The 18,250-nt window shown below is 43.3% G+C and carries 17 protein-coding genes and 1 riboswitch; of the genes, 11 read left to right on the top strand and 6 right to left on the bottom strand.

What is annotated here, in order from left to right:
* Positions 1–18: 18 nt before the first annotated feature.
* Complete coding sequence (locus KCV09_RS09045; protein WP_212515062.1) at positions 19–1,095, top strand: hypothetical protein; 1,077 nt, start codon at positions 19–21, stop codon at positions 1,093–1,095.
* A 3-nt stretch (positions 1,096–1,098) separates the two neighbouring features.
* On the opposite strand, the gene KCV09_RS09040 is transcribed toward KCV09_RS09045, so the two are convergent.
* Together KCV09_RS09040 and KCV09_RS09035 are read right to left on the bottom strand one after the other, a co-directional pair.
* Positions 1,099–2,541 (bottom strand): protein adenylyltransferase SelO, encoded by a 1,443-nt coding sequence (locus tag KCV09_RS09040; RefSeq protein ID WP_212515061.1) that lies wholly within the window; start codon positions 2,539–2,541, stop codon positions 1,099–1,101.
* Between the two features lie 111 nt (positions 2,542–2,652).
* Positions 2,653–3,822, bottom strand: a complete 1,170-nt coding sequence (locus KCV09_RS09035) for an acyl-CoA desaturase (protein WP_004933097.1) — start codon at positions 3,820–3,822, stop codon at positions 2,653–2,655.
* 248 nt (positions 3,823–4,070) lie between these two features.
* Here KCV09_RS09035 and KCV09_RS09030 point away from each other — a divergent pair, with 248 nt between their 5' ends.
* Positions 4,071–4,565, top strand: a complete 495-nt coding sequence (locus KCV09_RS09030; RefSeq protein WP_212515060.1) for an META domain-containing protein — start codon at positions 4,071–4,073, stop codon at positions 4,563–4,565.
* Between the two features lie 28 nt (positions 4,566–4,593).
* Here the strand turns inward: KCV09_RS09030 and KCV09_RS09025 are convergent, their stop codons facing one another.
* From KCV09_RS09025 to KCV09_RS09015, 3 genes are all read right to left on the bottom strand, one after another.
* Positions 4,594–5,310, bottom strand: coding sequence for a glycerophosphodiester phosphodiesterase (locus KCV09_RS09025; protein WP_212515059.1), 717 nt, complete (start codon positions 5,308–5,310; stop codon positions 4,594–4,596).
* Positions 5,311–5,349: 39 nt separating this feature from the next.
* A complete protein-coding gene (locus KCV09_RS09020; RefSeq protein ID WP_048765423.1) occupies positions 5,350–5,928 on the bottom strand; it encodes a cob(I)yrinic acid a,c-diamide adenosyltransferase in 579 nt (192 codons plus the stop codon).
* 107 nt (positions 5,929–6,035) lie between these two features.
* Entirely contained in the window at positions 6,036–7,874 is a 1,839-nt protein-coding gene (locus tag KCV09_RS09015; protein WP_151791138.1) for a TonB-dependent receptor plug domain-containing protein, read from the bottom strand.
* Between the two features lie 38 nt (positions 7,875–7,912).
* Positions 7,913–8,120: riboswitch (cobalamin riboswitch) on the bottom strand.
* A 143-nt stretch (positions 8,121–8,263) separates the two neighbouring features.
* Between KCV09_RS09015 and KCV09_RS09010 the strand changes: the two genes are divergently transcribed.
* The 4 genes from KCV09_RS09010 to KCV09_RS08995 all read left to right on the top strand — a co-directional run bounded on the left by KCV09_RS09010 (position 8,264) and on the right by KCV09_RS08995 (position 11,793).
* A complete protein-coding gene (locus KCV09_RS09010) occupies positions 8,264–8,905 on the top strand; it encodes a phosphoribosylanthranilate isomerase (protein ID WP_266098472.1) in 642 nt (213 codons plus the stop codon).
* Positions 8,889–10,118, top strand: a complete 1,230-nt coding sequence (gene trpB, locus KCV09_RS09005; RefSeq protein WP_004933113.1) for a tryptophan synthase subunit beta — start codon at positions 8,889–8,891, stop codon at positions 10,116–10,118. Before KCV09_RS09010 ends, trpB begins: the two co-directional genes overlap by 17 nt.
* A 66-nt stretch (positions 10,119–10,184) precedes the next feature.
* Entirely contained in the window at positions 10,185–10,697 is a 513-nt protein-coding gene (locus tag KCV09_RS09000; protein WP_004933116.1) for a DUF1543 domain-containing protein, read from the top strand.
* Between the two features lie 100 nt (positions 10,698–10,797).
* Positions 10,798–11,793, top strand: a complete 996-nt coding sequence (locus KCV09_RS08995) for a DUF2804 domain-containing protein (protein ID WP_076033523.1) — start codon at positions 10,798–10,800, stop codon at positions 11,791–11,793.
* Between the two features lie 19 nt (positions 11,794–11,812).
* Here the strand turns inward: KCV09_RS08995 and KCV09_RS08990 are convergent, their stop codons facing one another.
* Complete coding sequence (locus KCV09_RS08990; protein WP_004943510.1) at positions 11,813–12,688, bottom strand: metal-dependent hydrolase; 876 nt, start codon at positions 12,686–12,688, stop codon at positions 11,813–11,815.
* Between the two features lie 114 nt (positions 12,689–12,802).
* Between KCV09_RS08990 and KCV09_RS08985 the strand changes: the two genes are divergently transcribed.
* From KCV09_RS08985 to KCV09_RS08965, 5 genes are all read left to right on the top strand, one after another.
* Positions 12,803–13,861 carry a helix-turn-helix domain-containing protein gene (locus KCV09_RS08985; protein ID WP_025095453.1) on the top strand — a complete coding sequence of 353 codons (1,059 nt, stop codon included), beginning with the start codon at positions 12,803–12,805 and terminating at the stop codon, positions 13,859–13,861.
* Positions 13,862–14,246: 385 nt separating this feature from the next.
* Complete coding sequence (gene trpA, locus KCV09_RS08980; RefSeq protein WP_004933129.1) at positions 14,247–15,050, top strand: tryptophan synthase subunit alpha; 804 nt, start codon at positions 14,247–14,249, stop codon at positions 15,048–15,050.
* Positions 15,047–15,943 carry an acetyl-CoA carboxylase, carboxyltransferase subunit beta gene (accD, locus tag KCV09_RS08975; protein WP_004933131.1) on the top strand — a complete coding sequence of 299 codons (897 nt, stop codon included), beginning with the start codon at positions 15,047–15,049 and terminating at the stop codon, positions 15,941–15,943. The genes trpA and accD overlap by 4 nt, the downstream gene beginning before the upstream one ends.
* Positions 15,940–17,226, top strand: coding sequence for a bifunctional tetrahydrofolate synthase/dihydrofolate synthase (gene folC / locus KCV09_RS08970; protein ID WP_149929687.1), 1,287 nt, complete (start codon positions 15,940–15,942; stop codon positions 17,224–17,226). Before accD ends, folC begins: the two co-directional genes overlap by 4 nt.
* Positions 17,223–18,230, top strand: a complete 1,008-nt coding sequence (locus KCV09_RS08965) for an SPOR domain-containing protein (RefSeq protein WP_029952302.1) — start codon at positions 17,223–17,225, stop codon at positions 18,228–18,230. The genes folC and KCV09_RS08965 overlap by 4 nt, the downstream gene beginning before the upstream one ends.
* Positions 18,231–18,250 lie beyond the last annotated feature (20 nt).

Below are 18,250 nucleotides of genomic sequence, written 5' to 3'. Positions count from 1 at the left end.
TCTTTTGTTTGGTTTATCATGAAAATTTATTTTTTAAGCTTTGCGTTTGTATCAAGTTCTATTTTTGCTCAAGCCGAGCAAATTGAATATCGTGTAAATGCTGATCTCTATAGCCAGCCAATTGCAATTCAGTCCTTTTTAGATGATTGGCAAGATCCAAAATTGAGATCTGGAAACAATGCATTTGCTCATGGCAAAATGCAATTGGGCCTCCAACAAGGCAACTGGAACTATGCCTGGGTATGGCGCTACGATTATGTTTTAAACTTTAGTCATGATTTGGCCAAACTCTACTATCAGATTGAAAATGATCAACCGATTGATGCAGACCAGCGCTATTACTTAAAACTAAATGCAGCACATGTGGATGCAGTAGGGACAAGATTTGCCTATGACTGGTCTTTACAGGACAATTTGACTCTTACAACAGGATTAACGGCCTTGATTGGTCGTCATTATGTAGATGGAAATTTTCAGGGAGCAGGTCAAACCACTCAGATGCAAGAGCTTCTAGAGCGAGTAGATTGGTTGAATGCTTCACTAAACTATAGTTATGACAAGCCAGCGCTGAAAGAGGAGAATATGAGCTGGGATGCCCGAGCAAATCGTGGCTATGGTTATGCTTTGGATGTTGGATTAGCAGGACGATTATTCGATCGAGTTGATATCCGCCTGCATGCAGAAGATATCTTCAGTTATCTATACTGGAAAAATGCACCCTATACTCAATACGAACTCAAGTACGATCAAGATCAACGACCAAGATTTGATATTCAAGGTAAACTCGGTGTGCATAAACGCTATAACCAGCGTTTACCTTATAAAATCACATCATCAATCAATTACGCGCCAGCCTCTTCATTATGGAAAGCGGGGATTTCTACGCTATCGAATGAATACCTGACGCTCTATCAACTCAATGTATTTCATCAATTCACACTCGGTGAACTAGGGATTCATTATGAGCCACAGTCTCGCGCTTATGGACTCTCTTTTGAACATGAAAATATTGGATTTAAATATCTAACAGATAATTTAAATACCAATCGTGCGCATCGTATGGGAGCCTATCTGTACGCCAGATATCAATGGTGAATTTTAGGATGAACAACTCACCATCACTTCAGGAACATCACTTGCCAAAGGTGCTAGATCCTGCTCTCGTTCAAGTGCAGGTTGGCGTGTAAAAGGTGAGGCAAGTAGGGTAAATAAACGCTCTACTTCTGAAAAGTCACCGCGTTCAGCTTGTTCAATTGCGTGCTGCGCCATGTGATTACGTAAAATATAAACGGGGTTCACTTCAGACATCGTCTGATCAAGCGATGCAATATCTTGATGTTCTCGAATCTGATGGTACTGCTGCAGAAAAGCATCAAACTGCCGGATGTCTAGGCAGTCATCTCGAAGTGCAGTGTAATCATGCTGTTGTAGGCTGAGAAAACTTTGGGTGTAATCTAGTTGTTCGCTTTGTAAAATGCGTAAAAAAGCCATGCCGCAATCGAAACTGTCATGATGAAACTGCGGTAAGCCCATTTTCTTACATAGGCCTTCGGTATAGTAGGCCAAGAATGCTGGTTCAAAAGCCTCAAGGCAGCTGACCAGTTGTTGCTTAAATTCTTCTTTATCTTGTTCTTTGGCCAATGGAATCAGATTGTTGAGCCATACCCATAAATTCCAGTGTCCGATACTCGGCTGATTTTGATAAACATAACGGCCTTGATGATCGGAGTGGTTGTTGATCCAATTAGGGCGAAAACGTTCCATAAATCCAAATGGCCCAAAATCCAGAGTCGATCCCGTAATATTCAAATTATCAGTGTTCATGACACCATGGGCAAAGCCGACCAACTGCCAATCCGCAATCATTTTAGCGGTTTTTTGAATCACGCCCTCGGCAAATGCCAAAACAGGATGTTCTGCTTCAAGTGCTTCAGGATAATGCCATTCAATACACTTTTGGGTGAATTCTGTCAAAAGCTCAGGAGCATATTGATTAATCCATTCAAAATGCCCAAGTCGAATATGACAATCCGAGGTGCGTAGTAACATAGCACCCAATTCAAGAGTTTCTCGTTGTACACCTTGGGTTGACGTTGTAAAACCAACTGCATTACTAGATGCAATGCCAAGCGCATTGAGTGCATGGCCAGCCAAATATTCACGAATTACCGAGCGCAGCACTGCACGTCCGTCGCCCATACGAGAGTAAGGCGTTAGCCCGGCACCTTTAAGGTGTAGGTCTATAGTACGTCCAGATCGATCTAACACTTGAGCAATCAACACACCGCGGCCATCGCCTAATTGTCCGGCCCATTGACCAAATTGATGGCCCGCATACACCATCGCAAGTGGAGGGCATTGCTCAAATACAGTTTGACCACTACAAATCTCAACCCATGCTGCTTTATCTTGTTCGTTCCACCGTAACTCATCTGCCAGAGCAGCATTGAAATGACCTGCTTTTGCTTCTTTAAGCGGAACAGGTGATTGTTGGTGAAACAATTTAGCGTTTAAAGTCGAGTAGCGTGAATTGAAAAGCATAATGGTGAGAACTCATCGGTTGAACGGTCACTATAGCAAAAATTTAGATTGAACCAAATTCGCGAGCAACAGACCTAAAAAAAGCCCCAGTGGGGCTTTTAAGATTCTGGTTTATTCTGAAACCGCATTGCGCTTTTTGACATTACGCATCAGGGTTTCCAGACATTCACGATGATGACTCAAACGATGTTCAAGCAATTGAAAATCAACTTTGAGCTTGTGATCCATCTGATGAATTTTTTCTGCCACTGCTGCCTTTTTGGCATGCAATTCTTGCTCTTTTAACTTGGCCCAGTCATTGAGCGTGTGTGTAAAGGCATCGTATTCTTGAGCAATACGTTGCTTCATTTGCACCAAGTCAGAGTTGACATCATGGCCATAAATTGCCAAATCCTGCTCGGCGTACTTAAACTTCATCGCGAGTTCAGCTTTTTTAATATTAAAGCTTGGAATACGACGTAAATTTTTAGCCAAACCAAGTTTTGAGCAAGTCCAAATGAGCCATTTTGTTGGATCATACTGCCACCATTTTACACCATTTCGGTAGTCGTACTGAAAGATGTGATGATAGTTATGGTAGCCTTCACCCCAAGTCGCAATCGCCAACCAGAAGTTATCACGTGCGGTGTTTTCGTCAGTATACGGACGCTTGCCCCACATATGACACAGTGAGTTGATGAAGAAGGTCACGTGATGGCTCAAGATCAGTCGAACCAAACCACCCAGTAAAACCACGCCCCACATATCGCCAACTGCCCAGCCCACCAGTGTCAAAATTGCGACATGAACCACAATCACCAGCGGAACATAATATTTATGCTGGAACATCACCAGTTTGTCATTGAGTAGGTCTGGTGCATTTTTAAAGTTTGGTTCAGCTGCAGGATAATTTTTTAACATCCAGCCCAAGTGTGCATACCAGAATCCGTTTTTAATCGAGTACGGATCTTTTTCTACATCATCGACATGGCGATGATGAGTACGATGGCCCGATGCCCAATAAAGCACGCTGTTTTGAACCGCAAAAGTGCCCATAATCATCAAAATGATTTTTAAAGGCAACGTGGCTTCATAGGCACGATGCGCCCAAAGACGATGGTAACCGGCTGTAATGCCCAGACTGCTGATTCCCAGTAATACAAACATGCTCACCCATGCAGCAGCACTAAAGTCATGGTGATAGGCATACAGGGGAATTGCAATGACTGCAACGAGCGGTAAAAAAATTAAGGCAAAAACGGCAATCCAGTTAATTGGGGCTTGAGGTAGGGGAGGATTCATCTCCGACAGCGCTCCTAGAAGCCTTTGTGTAACAAAGGTTAAAAAACAAAACAGCTTGGCCCAGAAATTTTTTTGATTACTGGCGATGTACTACGCATATTAGCATGAGCGAACATATGTTCACTAGCATTATTGTACAAGTGTATTCAAAGAAACAGTAACAGAATTCAACAAAGGATCGATTGATTTTATCGTATGTTTATCGCAAGAAACATAGGTCATTTCGATCAAAAAACAAGGAGGAAAAATTGTTGATAAAAATCGTTCACATCGCTGCGGTTTTAAGTTTGGCTTCACTGTTGAGCGCTTGTCAGAGCACACAAGCCCCTCCACAAAAACAACAACACAATAAAAAACACACTGCCAATCATGCGATGAAATCGACTGAGACACCACGCTCTACCGATGGTGTACAGGATGTTACATGGCAAATTACGCATATTCAGCAAAAACGTGCCAACTTCTTTAACCAATTGCCAGCTATTCGCCTGAATTCAACCTTGAATACGGTGAATGGACATACAGGCTGTAATCCGGTCTTTGGACGTTATCTTTATAATTTTAGTCAATCTCGCCTGAGTTTTGATGTGAAAGCAGATCATCAGGTGTGTGACCGAGCTTTGGTGCAAGAAGCCAACTTGATGGATGCTTTACAGCGCATTGTGAGCTTCAAGCGTCAGGGCAATGAATTGCTTTTACTCGATAAAGAACAAAATGTGCTAATTGTGGCACAGCGAAAATAAGCCAACGGGCAGGGCCAACCTGCCCAGATTAATCGAGATGTGCCAGCATCAATTTAGGTACGTCAGTAATCAGCCCTTCAATACCTAAATCCCGTAATGCTTTCGCGCGTTCAACATCATTGACTGTCCATACACTGATGGTAAGCCCAGCATCATGCGACAGTTGAATCATCTCGGGTGTGGCCAGTCGATCCATCCATCCGATATGACAGCAGCCTAAAGCCACTGCCTTTTCTATAGCTTCAGCTTTTATATCGGTTTCGATGAGAAAACCGCGCTTAAAACGACTTTTGTGAGTTTGGAGCGTTGTTAATACCTTCTCGTCAAAACTGGTCATAATAATTTGATCATGAAAGTCTTGCAGCTCCATATCCAGCCGAGCAGTTAGTCGTTCAGCCTGAGCCAGATCCTCGACATGTTTGATCTCGACCTCGATGTGTTCAAAGTCTTTTAAAACGGCCATTGCTTGACTAAAAGTTGGGGTATATTCGGCTTGAGCCCATACTGGCCAGTTCAGGCGATGATCATATTGACACAGATCATTTTGTATACACTCGTAGAGCGAAATAGCGTGACCGGTAGTTCTTAAAAACGAATCATCGTGCATGATGACTGTTGTAGCATCTTTGAGCTGCCGAACATCAAACTCGACAGCACGAACACCGAGCTGTTTGAGATATTCAAATCCACCCAGTGTGTTTTCCGGTGCTTCGCCGCGCGCACCGCGATGGCCAATAATACGCATAAATGTCCTACGCTCAGAACAGAAAAACTATTTTAGCGCTTAAATGGTGTCATTAATATTTTTTTGCCACAGCACTTCACTGCCACCAGCCTCGCGTTGCAATGCTCGTGAAGCCACAAACAGCCAGTCTGAAAGACGGTTGAGTAACTGAATGGAAGTGTTCTGGATATTCTGATCACGTTGCTGTACCGCAATCAGGCTTCGCTCAGCCCGACGACACACCGCACGTGCTTGATGCGCATAACTGCAAACTAAAGTGCCTGATGGCAAAATAAACTCTTTAAGGTTTGGTAAGTGTTCGTTCATTTGATCGATATCACGTTCTAGAAACTCGATACTTAGCGGTTGCAGTAAGTTATAGTTTGGAATACAAACCTCACCGCCTAAGTCAAAGAGCCAGTGTTGAATCAAGCTTAAATGTTTATCCCATGTCGATTTGTTTTCAAGCATAGAACTTTCAATCTGTGCACGCAGAACGCCCAAAATCGCATTGAGTTCATCGACATCGCCGAGTGCAGCAATTCTTAAATCATCTTTTGCGACACGTGAACCATCCCCCAGACCAGTTGTACCTGAGTCACCTGTGCGGGTATAAATTTTACTTAAACGATGTCCCATAAGATTTCCTGTAGACTAATCAATTATATGTAATAAAAAAGGGTAATATCAGTTAAGAACATTACCCTCAAAGTGGAGTTAATAAAATATTTCAATGGAATGCTGAATTAGTAGCTTAGAGTTACACCTACAGAGGCTTCTCTACCACTATTGACATACCAAGTATTCTGGCTCGAATATACTGCTTTGTATTGTACGTCACCGATATTTTTTATATTGGTAAATAATTTAAAATTAGGACGTACATTCCAGTATGCGTTTAAGTCAACTGTAGCATAACCTGGAACTTTGAGCGAGTTTGGTACGTTTTGTGCTTTTGCAGTTCCTCTGGCAACAAGAGATGCATTTACACCGTAAACTCCATCATCATAACCAGTACTTAGAGTTAAAGTTTGACGAGGCCGTCTAATAAGTTCTAATTTAGTTTCTTCGTCTTCTGTCTTCACATAAGCGTATTGTGCAGAGGTAAAGAGTTGATCATTTTGCCATTTTAAGCCTAGCTCGCCTCCTTGCATATTTGCTTTATTCGTATTGATATATTGGTAAGCAGTATTAGAGCCGATCAGATTTTTAACTTCTGTATAATAAAAAGAGGCATTAGCACTTAAATTATAGTTAAGCTTTTGATCAAGCCCAAACTCATACGACACACTCTCTTCAGGTTTTAGATTCGGATTACCATAAAATGATGCATAAAGTTGATAGGCAGTTGGCGCTTTAAATGCTGTTCCAATATTGGCATAAATGCTGGTTAACGGTGTGATGTTTATACGCCCAGCAATTTGGCCAACGGTATGAGTTCCAAATTGATCATTATCTTCAACACGCACACCAGCTTGAGTATTAATACCATCAACACTATATTGATGTTGTACATAATAGCCTGTTGAGCTGAGCTTTTTTTTACCGTCTAAATAATCATAGGTTACATCTGTATCTTGTTGTGAGGCACCAATCAGAATGTTTTGAGTTGGAGAAAATTTCCATTTTAAGTTTAAATCGCCCTCATTACGTTCACTGTCATATTTAAATCCATAGGTTTCAATGTAAGTAGCTTTATCTTGATAATTTGAGTAGCGTGCATTAACTGTCAAGTCTGGGTTAATATGATATTGACCATTCCAATTAAACAATTGATTTTTAAAATCACGTTTTGCAGTGTTTGTACCTTTGCTGAAATCTAAATACTCATTTGTCCCTTCATTTTCACTTATCGAAACGCTTGTATTTAAGTTTTCGTTCTCGTAACCAAGTTTAGTACTATAACCTTTTTGATCATAACCTGCTTTTTGATTATCATTTTGAATATTAAGGATGCGTGTTCCATCACTTTCCATTCTTTGCCCACGTATTTGGGCATAAAAACCTTTTGGTAGAGCTATATCACCGCCAATTATAGTTTTATATGTATTATTTTCACCATATAAACCAGTAACAAACGCTTTATTTTTTTTGGGTGTAGCGGTTAGTAATTGAATTACACCACCAATTGCGTCTGAACCATATTGTACTGAAGCTGGGCCTTTTAAAATTTCGATTTGATTAACATCTGATAAATCCAATAATTCTGTATTGTTTAGACCATTAATACCTTCTACCAACGCAGCGCCATCTTTTAGAACCAATGTCTGGTTTGAATTCGTTCCACGCGTGAAAATAGAAGTTGTTTGTCCAATACCACCACTTTGAACAACGTTTAATTCAGCATCTTGTTTTAAAATTTCATTGAGATTTAATGCTGGATTTTTTTCAATATCTTCTTTTGAAATTACAGAAATTCGCGCAGGCACTGCACTGGCTTTTTCTTCAGATTTTGATGCAGTCACTACAATTGGATCAAGTTGAGTTGCATCTGTTGAATCATCAGCAAAAACAGTTGTTGAAGAAAACCCCATCGCAATTGCGATTGCCCCCACCAAACGGGTAGGCTGAAATGAAATAGACATGTTTTATGCTCCATACATTCACCCCACGTGAATGATTGAGTGGATAGAAGCAATAAGCAGGTCTCCGGACTCAAATGGCGTATCTTTTAGATACAAGCATATTCACCTTCCCACACCTTAAGTGCAGTGGTGTAAGCCCAAAAGGCTTATCAAATATGGTTTACATTTTTACCGTTGCGGGGGCAGTACTGGATTTACACCAGTTTCCCTAAAGCGAATGCTTTAACTTATTGCGAATTGAGCGAAGTATAAGGTTTGTGCGAAGATTAAACAATCTGAATACCTTCAATCGTGTTCAACTTTGATGCAAAGTCTAAAATTTGCATTACAATAGTGATTTACTGACCGATAGATCGGCTATGGTCAGGCAATTTAATGAGCCTTTGTATATGCGAACGCGCGCAAAAATTTGCGGTATCACCCGTTCTCAAGACATCCAAGCAGTTGTCGATTCAGGTGCAGATGCACTCGGGTTGGTGTTTTATCCGCCTAGTCCACGTAATGTCACAGCCGAACAAGCGGCAGAATTGGTCAAAAAGATTCCGGCTTACGTGCAAGTGGTTGGGCTATTTGTTAATGCAACCGTCAATGAAATTAAATCAGTACTTGATTCTGTTGCCTTGGATGTATTACAACTACATGGTGACGAAACACCTGCTCAGTGCCAGTTCATTGGTGAGCAGTGCAAGCGTCGATGGTATAAGGCCATTCAAGTCAAACCTGAACTTGATATTGTTCAGGAAATTCAGCGCTATCAAGCCGCTGGTGCAAGTGCAATGCTTCTCGATGCATGGCATCCCGAACTGAAAGGCGGAACCGGCCATCAATTTGATTGGTCAAAATTTCCAAAATTGGACATTCCACTGATATTGGCAGGCGGTTTAACGCCCGACAATATTGCGGACGCAATCCACACCACACAGCCTTATGCTGTTGATGTCAGCGGGGGCGTAGAATCCGCAAAAGGTATTAAAGACCAACAACTCATCGAACGATTTATGCAAGGAGTCCAATGTGGATCAGCAAAATAACGTGATTGACTACACGCAATATCCAGATGCCCGTGGGCATTTTGGTATTCATGGCGGACGTTTTGTATCAGAAACACTCATGGCGGCACTGCAAGATTTAGAAAATCTTTATAGCCGTATGAAAAATGATGAACAGTTTCTGGCAGAATTTGACCGCGATCTTGCCTATTATGTAGGCCGCCCGAGTCCACTTTATTATGCTGAGCGATGGTCGAAGAAGCTTGGTGGTGCGCAAATCTATTTAAAACGTGAAGATCTTAACCATACCGGTTCACATAAAGTGAACAACACGATTGGTCAGGCATTACTGGCCAAATTGTCGGGTAAGAAGCGAATTATTGCAGAAACAGGTGCGGGTCAGCATGGGGTTGCAACGGCAACCATCGCGGCGCGTCTTGGTCTTGAGTGTGTAGTATTCATGGGTGCAGAAGACGTGAAGCGTCAAGCCATGAACGTGTACCGTATGCGTTTGCTGGGAGCAACTGTTGTTCCGGTGCAAAGCGGTTCAAAAACACTAAAAGATGCCATGAATGAAGCCATGCGTGACTGGGTAACCAATGTAGATGATACCTATTACGTGATTGGTACAGTTGCAGGGCCTCATCCTTACCCACAATTGGTGCGTGATTTCCAGTCTGTGATTGGACGTGAAGCACGTCGCCAGATTCAAGAGCAAGCCGGACGCTTACCGGATGCACTGGTGGCCTGTGTAGGCGGTGGTTCTAACGCGATTGGTTTGTTCCATCCGTTCCTGAATGATCCAGATGTGAAAATGTATGGCGTTGAAGCAGCAGGGCATGGCATTGAGACCGGTAAACATTCTGCACCACTCAATGCAGGGCATGTCGGTGTATTACATGGTAACCGTACCTATTTGATGAGTGACTCACAGGGTCAGATCATCGAGACACACAGTATCTCGGCAGGCTTGGATTATCCGGGCGTTGGTCCTGAGCATAGCTTCTTAAAAGACATGCAGCGTGTGCAATATGTTCCAATCGATGATGACGAAGCCTTACAAGGCTTCCGTGATCTGACCCGTATTGAAGGGATTATTCCGGCAATTGAAAGTGCACATGCAATGGCATACGTCACCAAGCTGGCACCAACTATGGATAAAGACCAGATCATTATCGCCAATCTTTCAGGTCGTGGTGACAAAGACCTGATGACGGTTGCGCGCATTGATGGGGTCGAGATGGTCGAAATGTAATGATCCCCCGGTTATGAAATCAAAATGGGCGACTGAGGTGGCCCATTTTTTTTGAGAGGAAAAATGATGCCCAGTTTATATATGGTGATGCTCGGCGGACGCCATGCGCGTGCAAATACCGAAGTGCATGATGTCGTATTTGCAATCGGCGATGATCTTAAAGATATTTATCCGCAGTTAAAGGCTGCATGGTTTGGTGAACAAAAAGGTCTGCATATCGACGCGTGGGCAAAATTAAATGGCGTGAAACAACATGCGCATAGTTACAAAATTGAATTTGCACAGCATCAGCCGCGTCACGACGATCTCAAACTTTTTTTAATCAATTTAGGCGGTTATTGTCCAGATGAATTTGGTGAGCTTCATCGCTATAAATTTGTGGTGGCACAGAGCGCTTCAGAAGCGAAACAGCAAGCCAAGACTTTACTGCCGACATTTTGGCAAAAAGGCCACACCGATCGTATTTTGGATATCGATGATTGTATTCCAGTCGACCACGTGGCTGGGCGATATCTGCATTTGAGTGAGGGCACGTTTATTTCGACCGTTTGGGAAAATACTTATTTAATTTTAGAGTGAGTTCTCTTAGACTAAAGTTGTAATAATAAATCATATATTGATAAGCCCAAGAATAAATCAGCGATTTGAAAGGAGTGTGCTTCGTCATGGAGCCGAATACATGGATTTAATTCAGGACAACGGTCAGCCGCGATTTGGACGTTTTTCCCAGCAACCGTCTGCTATTAGTACCGAACGCTACATCTATAAATCACCTTATGGCAAGGTAGAGCGGGGATGGCGTAAAAAAATAAAATATAAAAAGTTTAAGTTTTGTAGTATTCAGCATCAGCACTATACCTTAGGTGTCGCGATTGCAGACATTGGTTGGGCCGGACACGGTTTTTTTTATTTATATAATCATGCCACCCAAGAAGTGCTTGAATGGAACGCGCTACAACCCTTTGCCCGTAAAACACAAGTCGATGAGCAACCGCTGTTTAACCATAGCTTTTTTTATGCATCAGCATTTGAGCTAGATATGCAGCATGCAAATGGCGTTCGTTATATCCGTGTTACCCGCTATGGTGAAATTCTTCTCAGTGCACGTATTTTTTGTGCAGGCACCCAAGCTTTGAGTTTGTGTTCTCCCAATGGGATCAACGGCTGGACCTACACGCATAAAAAAACTGCACTGACAGTTGAAGGATGTTTTACTAATAAACAAGGGCAATTAATTGAATTTGACCAGAAAAGCATGGCATCACTTGATGATACCTGCGGATTCTTGCGTCCAGAGACAGCATGGTTCTGGTTATCTTGTAATTTCTGGCATTCACAAGATCAAAAAATTGGAATTAATCTGGCATCGGGCGTAAATGAAAGTTTTGGTAACGAAAACTGTATCTGGGTCAACGGTGTACTTTATCCTGTAGCAGATGTTTTATTTGAACAACTGGATGCACATCACTGGCAGATACATTCTCTTGATCGCAAACTCAACTTGAAGGTCACCACAGGCTGGCGACGCTATGAAAATCTGAATCTACGAATGGTAGGCAGTCGTTTTAGTCAGTGGCAAGCCAGAATCAGTGGCACTATCGACATAGAAGGTCAAGACCGTCTTGAGTTCGAGCAGGAGCTTGGTTTGCTCGAACAGCATTATGCCAAATGGTAAAAGCGAAAACGAGGCAGGCCTAGTGGCCTGCTTCCCAAAATGCCTGACCGGCCACAATTGGATCGCGGGTTGCTTCAAAGGTTTTTACCCAGACCTCATATTGATGAATCACCGCATGCTGACTCGGATGAAAATCGGCTTTAAACCAATCTTTATAAGGTTGTTTCATGGCAGTTAAAATGCCATTTGGGCCAATAAACCAAGGCAAGCCACGTCGAAATAACTGCAAGCGTTCACGTGCAGTAAAACCATCACAGCGCAGCATCACATTGGCGCGGTACATGGTAAAACCAGACATCAGCAGCGTTGTGATCACCAACGCCAGTTTGCGTGTTGTTTCAGGGACTTCACCCACCTGTTTCATCACATCAAACGCCACATCACGGTGTTCCATCTCTTCAATGGCATGCCAAGCCAACAACGCGCGTACATATGGATGAACATTCTCCAGAGTCGCTTTTTTACGATAAAAAGTGTCGGCCATTAACGCTGTTAAATGTTCGGCGGCAGCCGTCATGGCGATATTGTATTGCTTGGAGCGTCGCGTGAGCTCGAAACGGAAGATCTTTTTAAGGGTTGCTGTAAACTGATCGACAGGCATTCCCTGTAACTTCATTAGTTGATTCATTTTATCGTGCGCAATGCCATGCTGAGCTTCTTGTTTAATAAAATCGGCAACGCGAGCTTGTAAGTCTTCATCTTGAAGCTTGTCTCGAAACATACGAACACATTCAATGAAATAGCGTTCGCCTTCTGGAAAAGTCAGACTCAAGGCATCGAAGATCCGGGTTCGAAAAGGATCGCCAGCAAACCAGAAGCGCGGAACATCTTCGAGTTTAAAATCCAAATGCATACGAACCACCGGATCGACCTGATACTGGACATGTGCGTTCATTGTTTTAATTCTCATCGACTGATTCAGTTCAGTATGGCGACAATCGTCTGGTTTGTTTTGACAGTTATTGCCAATTTTTATACAAATAGCGACAGGGACATCAGAGCGCGCATCATGTCATTAAAAATCATTATTGGTTATCTTCGTTTACTCGAACGGGTTCGACGACATTATCAGCTTGAGCATCTGGCTGAGTGTACAGAACGCGCAGTGGACTGGCAGAGCTTCTCTAAAGCACTCGATGGAAATGATGAGCAAGGATTTGACATAGACACCTATGTGCGTCTGCTCAGGCAAATGCAAACCGTGCTTGCAAGACCTGTCAGTTTAATTTTAGCCGAACATGCCACACTTCAAGATGTGGGGCTGATGGGTTATCTGGCATCAACCAGCTTAAATCTTCAGCAGGCGCTGTTACTGCTTGAACAATATTATTCCCTCATTTTTAAGCAAACCAATGTTGAGCAGCTTAAAATTATCGAACATGATCAAGAAATACAGGTCAGTTGGGGAGCGCTCTGGATCGACTATCGGGAGGTGTATGAGCTGAATCAGGCACTTATTTTTAAAATTGCACAAATCATTGTACAGGAGCCTCTGGTTCCTCCAACACAGGTTCAGCTCGGCTTTTTACCTACTTTGCCGCTCATGCATTATTCACGCTTCTATCACTGCGCCGCAGCAGTCGTCTCTGGTGACTATCGTATTTATTTTTCAGAACGCGTTTTAAAAGCACGCAGTTTTGGTGCAGATCAGCAACTCAATCAAATCTTGTCCAATCAGGCACAGCAAAGTTTGCGTGCATCAGATTCTCTAGAATATCGTCAGCAACAGCTCAAGCAGCGCATCTGGGGCCTCATCGCACAGGCTTTTCGAGAGAAAAACGAGATTTTGCAAGCTTACGTTGCACAGCAAATGCATATCTCCGAACGAACCTTACAGCGCCATCTCAAGCAGCATGCACTCAATTTTCAGGAAATCGTCGATGAATTTCGGTTACAGCAAAGCCAATTATATTTGAAACAATCGCGCCGGCTTTCAGAAATTGCTGAATTATTAGGCTATGCCGACCAGAGCGCCTTTGGCCGTGCCTTTAAACGCTGGACGGGGGAAACACCGAAACAATTTCGCGAACGTCACCGTGTTGATTCAGCAACTCATACCTCAAAATAGACCAGTTCTCAGACAGTTTTTCTTGTCATTCAACTGTCCACAATCATCAAGAAAATCAAAAAAGCTATTTTGAACAATCAAAATGGTGACTTGAAAATTTTACCTAATCATATAACTCTATATTTTAGTTTGTTTTTTTAATTATTTGTGAATAAAGCTGCATCGAATGTACACAATAGTATTTTAAAAAATAGGAAGCTTTGATCATTGAGAAATAAGTCAAAATATTGATAAATGTACGCCATGGGTTGTATGAAATACTAAAGATAAATGCATCGCACAATGTCGATACTGTTCAATGAACAAAAAATAGCGTTAAAATGCGGTGTCTTGTATTTCTACAAACAACTCCTCAGTTTTAAATAATCAAGGAAAGCACAACCCTATGTCACGTCTCGCCACCCGTTTTGAACAGCTTAAATCCAAACAACGTAAAGCACTGGTTTCATATGTGATGGCAGGTGATCCACAGCCACAGGTTACTGTGCCATTGTTGCATCAGATGGTCGAAGCTGGTGTTGATGTCATTGAGCTTGGTTTACCTTTTTCCGATCCAATGGCGGATGGTCCAGTGATTGCATTGGCTGCCGAACGTGCATTGGCAGGTGGAACCAGTACGATGGATGCCTTGAATATGATCAAAGCGTTTCGTGAGAAAGATCAGGAAACGCCTGTGGTCTTGATGGGCTATCTCAATCCAGTTGAAGTCATCGGTTACGAAAAGTTTGCCGCATACGCTAAAGAATGTGGTGTCGATGGTGTATTGCTTGTGGATTTACCCCCAGAAGAAGCCAAAGAGTTTGATGTTGTGCTGAAACAGCATGATATGGATCAGATTTTCTTGCTGGCGCCAACCTCGACCGATGAGCGTATTCAGCATGTGGTCAATCAGGCCAGTGGTTTTATCTACTACGTATCACTCAAAGGTGTGACGGGTGCGGCGACGCTCGATGTTGCAGAAGCTGCAGCGCGCATTGCAAAAATTAAAACCAAAACCTCGATTCCGGTGGGTGTCGGATTTGGAATTAGTGATGCAGCCTCAGCCAAAGCAATGGGTGAAGTTGCAGACGCCGTGATTGTGGGAAGTGCTTTTGTTAAACCTTTTGCTACGTTAGCAATCGACCAAGCGGTTGAACAAACGGTCAATAAAGTCAAGGAGCTTCGAGCTGCGCTCGATGAGTTAGTATGAATCAAGAAGTGAAACCAGGTAAAATCCTAAACCCATCGACGCCATGGACACAACGTCAAGTGCCGGGAATCAAGGTTGCCAATGAGCAGCAAGCCCTTAAAGCCACTTCGACTGAACCGACAATCGAATGTCCTGAATGTCATGCACTGGTTACTCGTACTGCCATTGCATTTAATGCCTATGTGTGTCCGTCATGCGATGAACACTTGCGCATGAAAGCTCGTGATCGTTTGACATGGTTCTTTGATCAGGTGACCACCGAGTTGGGTCAGGAATTTGCAGCCAAAGATCCACTTAAATTCATCGACAGCAAACCTTATCCAGAGCGTATGCGTGAAGCGCAAACCAAAACAGGTGAAACTGAAGCTTTGGTGGTGATGCAGGGTACACTTAATAATGTTCCAATGATTGCCTGTGCATTTGAGTTTGACTTTATGGGTGGCTCAATGGGTACGGTTGTAGGGGATCGTTTTGTTCAAGCAGCCGAACGTGCAATTGAGCAAAAACAAGCCTTGATCTGTTTTGCTGCATCAGGCGGCGCACGTATGCAAGAAGGTATGTTGTCGCTCATGCAAATGGCGCGTACATCTGCTGCAATTCAGCGTATGAAAGATGCAGGATTGCCGTATATCGTGGTATTGACTCATCCAGTTTACGGCGGTGTAACTGCATCTTTGGCGATGCTGGGCGATGTGCACATTGCCGAGCCTAAAGCCATGATCGGCTTTGCTGGTAAGCGAGTGATTGAGCAAACCGTACGTGAAACATTAGAAGAGCCGTTCCAGCGCGCTGAATACTTGCTTGATCATGGTGTGGTCGATCAAATTGTTCATCGTCATGCATTACGTGATACTGTATCTCGCATTGTATCTAAGCTGATGAACTTGCCTTGAAACTTGACGCTCCACGTATAAATGATGATTTAATGACATGGCTCACGTACTGGGGCCATGTTCATGTTACAGGGATTGATTTGGGCCTAGAGCGCGTCCTCCCCGTGGCCCAAAAACTGGGGGTAACACAGCCCTCAGCCAAGATATTTACCGTTGCCGGTACCAATGGCAAAGGCTCAACCACCACTGTTTTGGCGTCTATATTACAGGCACAAGGCTACAAGGTGGGGTTATATCAATCTCCGCATATTTACCGCTTTAACGAGCGCGTTAAGCTGGCAGGTCAAGAAGCAACCGATCAGGAACTTATTGAAGCATTTGTTCAAGTGGATCAGGCGCGCCGTGAATGTGGTTTAAGCCTGTCATTTTTTGAAGCCACCACATTGGCGGCATTTTTGATTTTTCAGAAACAAGCCTGCGATATTTGGGTGCTTGAAGTTGGCTTGGGTGGACGTCTTGATGTGGTCAATGTGATTGACCCTGATGTCGCGGTCATTACCAATATCGGACTCGATCATACCGATTGGCTCGGCGATACCATCGAAAAAATTGCCTTTGAAAAAGCAGGAATTATCCGTCCTGACATTCCGGTTGTGTTTGGCGGGCTACAAACGCTTCCCGATGCAATTGCAAGCAAAGCCACAGAATGCCGTGCCAACTTGCAAGTTGCACAGCGTGATTATTTCTATCAGCTTGCAGAGACACCCAACACTTGGCAATTTGCCAGTGCGGGAGTGACGCTACAACTTCCTACAGGTTCGTTGGCAGTTGAAAATATAGCCACCGCAGTTGCAGCAATCTTGATGAGTGACGTTACAGTCTCGCAGGATGCAATTTGCCAAGGTATTCAAAACGCTAAACTCTCAGGCCGCTTTGAACTACGAAATATTGAGCAAAAGACCGTTATTTTTGATGCCGGCCATAATGGGCATGGTGTTGATTTTTTGTTAAAGCAATTGCGAAATTTCTTAGAATACAATAAACAATACACAGAAGTGATTGCTGTCTTTTCGATGCTGGCAGATAAAGACATCTCAACCGTGGTTGATTTGCTTAAACCTGCCATTACGAGTTGGCATGTAGCGCCGCTGAATAACCCGCGTGCTGCATCGCTCGAACACCTCATGCATGCATTGAAAGATCAAACAACTCAAACATTTGACAGCATTCAAGACGCATTTAGCACTGCAATTGCGAAGGTTAAACCGCATCAGTTGATTTTGGTTTGTGGATCGTTTCATACATTAGAAGCGGTTTGGGAGTATTTGGAAGAATGTCAATGAACAGCAAACAGCGTTGGATGGGTGGCGTTGTTTTATTGGGTGGTGGGGTATTGTTGGCTGCGTTGCTACTCAAAGGCAAAGAAGAAATACATCAGACACACGTTGAAGAACAACAGCAAAAAGTGGAACAAACCACTAAAGATGCCAATTCAACTGCGCCCGTACAATTGCAGTCCATGACAGTTGATGTTGAGACGGAAAAGAAATTACTTGAACAGCAACGTCGTGCGCGGGAGAAATCAGTTGCCGAGCAAGAAGCACGTGCAGCTGAATTTTTAGCCATGCAGCAACAGGCCGAGGCAGATGCCGCGCGTAAGGCCGCAGAGGAATATGCTGCCATCAATGCACGTCGCCAAGCTGCTCAGCAAAGTTCTGACAATATTCCGCCTGAAGTAGTCGAAGAAAAGAAAAATACCGCTCAAAGCACTAAATCTACAGCCAATGTAGACACGCAAAAGCGTGAGGCAGAAAAAAAAACACTTGAGCAGCAACGTTTAGCAGCTGACGCGCAAAAAAAAGCCGATCAGCTCAAGAAAGAGCAAGAAGCCAAGCGTAAAGCCGATGCCGATAAAAAAGCCGCGGACGAAAAACAGCGTCAGCTTGATGCTGAGAAAAAAGCATCAGAGGCTAAACGCAAAGCCGAAGCTGAGAAAAAAGCACAGGAAGATAAAAAGCGTAAAGAAGACGACGCCAAGAAAGAAGATGCCAAGAAAAAAGCCGAAGCAGAGAAAGCACGTGAATTGCTGGAGCATGGAGATAAAAACTGGATGGTGCAGGTAGCACTTGCAGCCAATCAGGCCAATGCAGATGCAGTGGTGTCAAAGCTGCGTGCAAAAGGTTATAAAGTCACGACGAGCCCAACATCTAAAGGGATTCGGATTATGGTCGGACCGTCGAAAGATCGTGATGCGGCCGATGCAGCGCGCAAGAAAATTGTGACAGATCAAAGTTTGAACATGAAATCTGCTTGGGTGATCGACTGGGTTCCTTTAGATCAACGTTAATGCTCTAAAAATAATATTGA

Origin of the sequence: Acinetobacter soli (assembly GCF_018139125.1) — a bacterium.
In the GTDB taxonomy this organism is placed as follows: Bacteria; Pseudomonadota; Gammaproteobacteria; order Pseudomonadales; family Moraxellaceae; genus Acinetobacter; species Acinetobacter soli.
The sequence above is the reverse complement of the archived record's forward strand: the minus strand, read 5'-3'. Positions and strand labels throughout refer to the sequence as shown.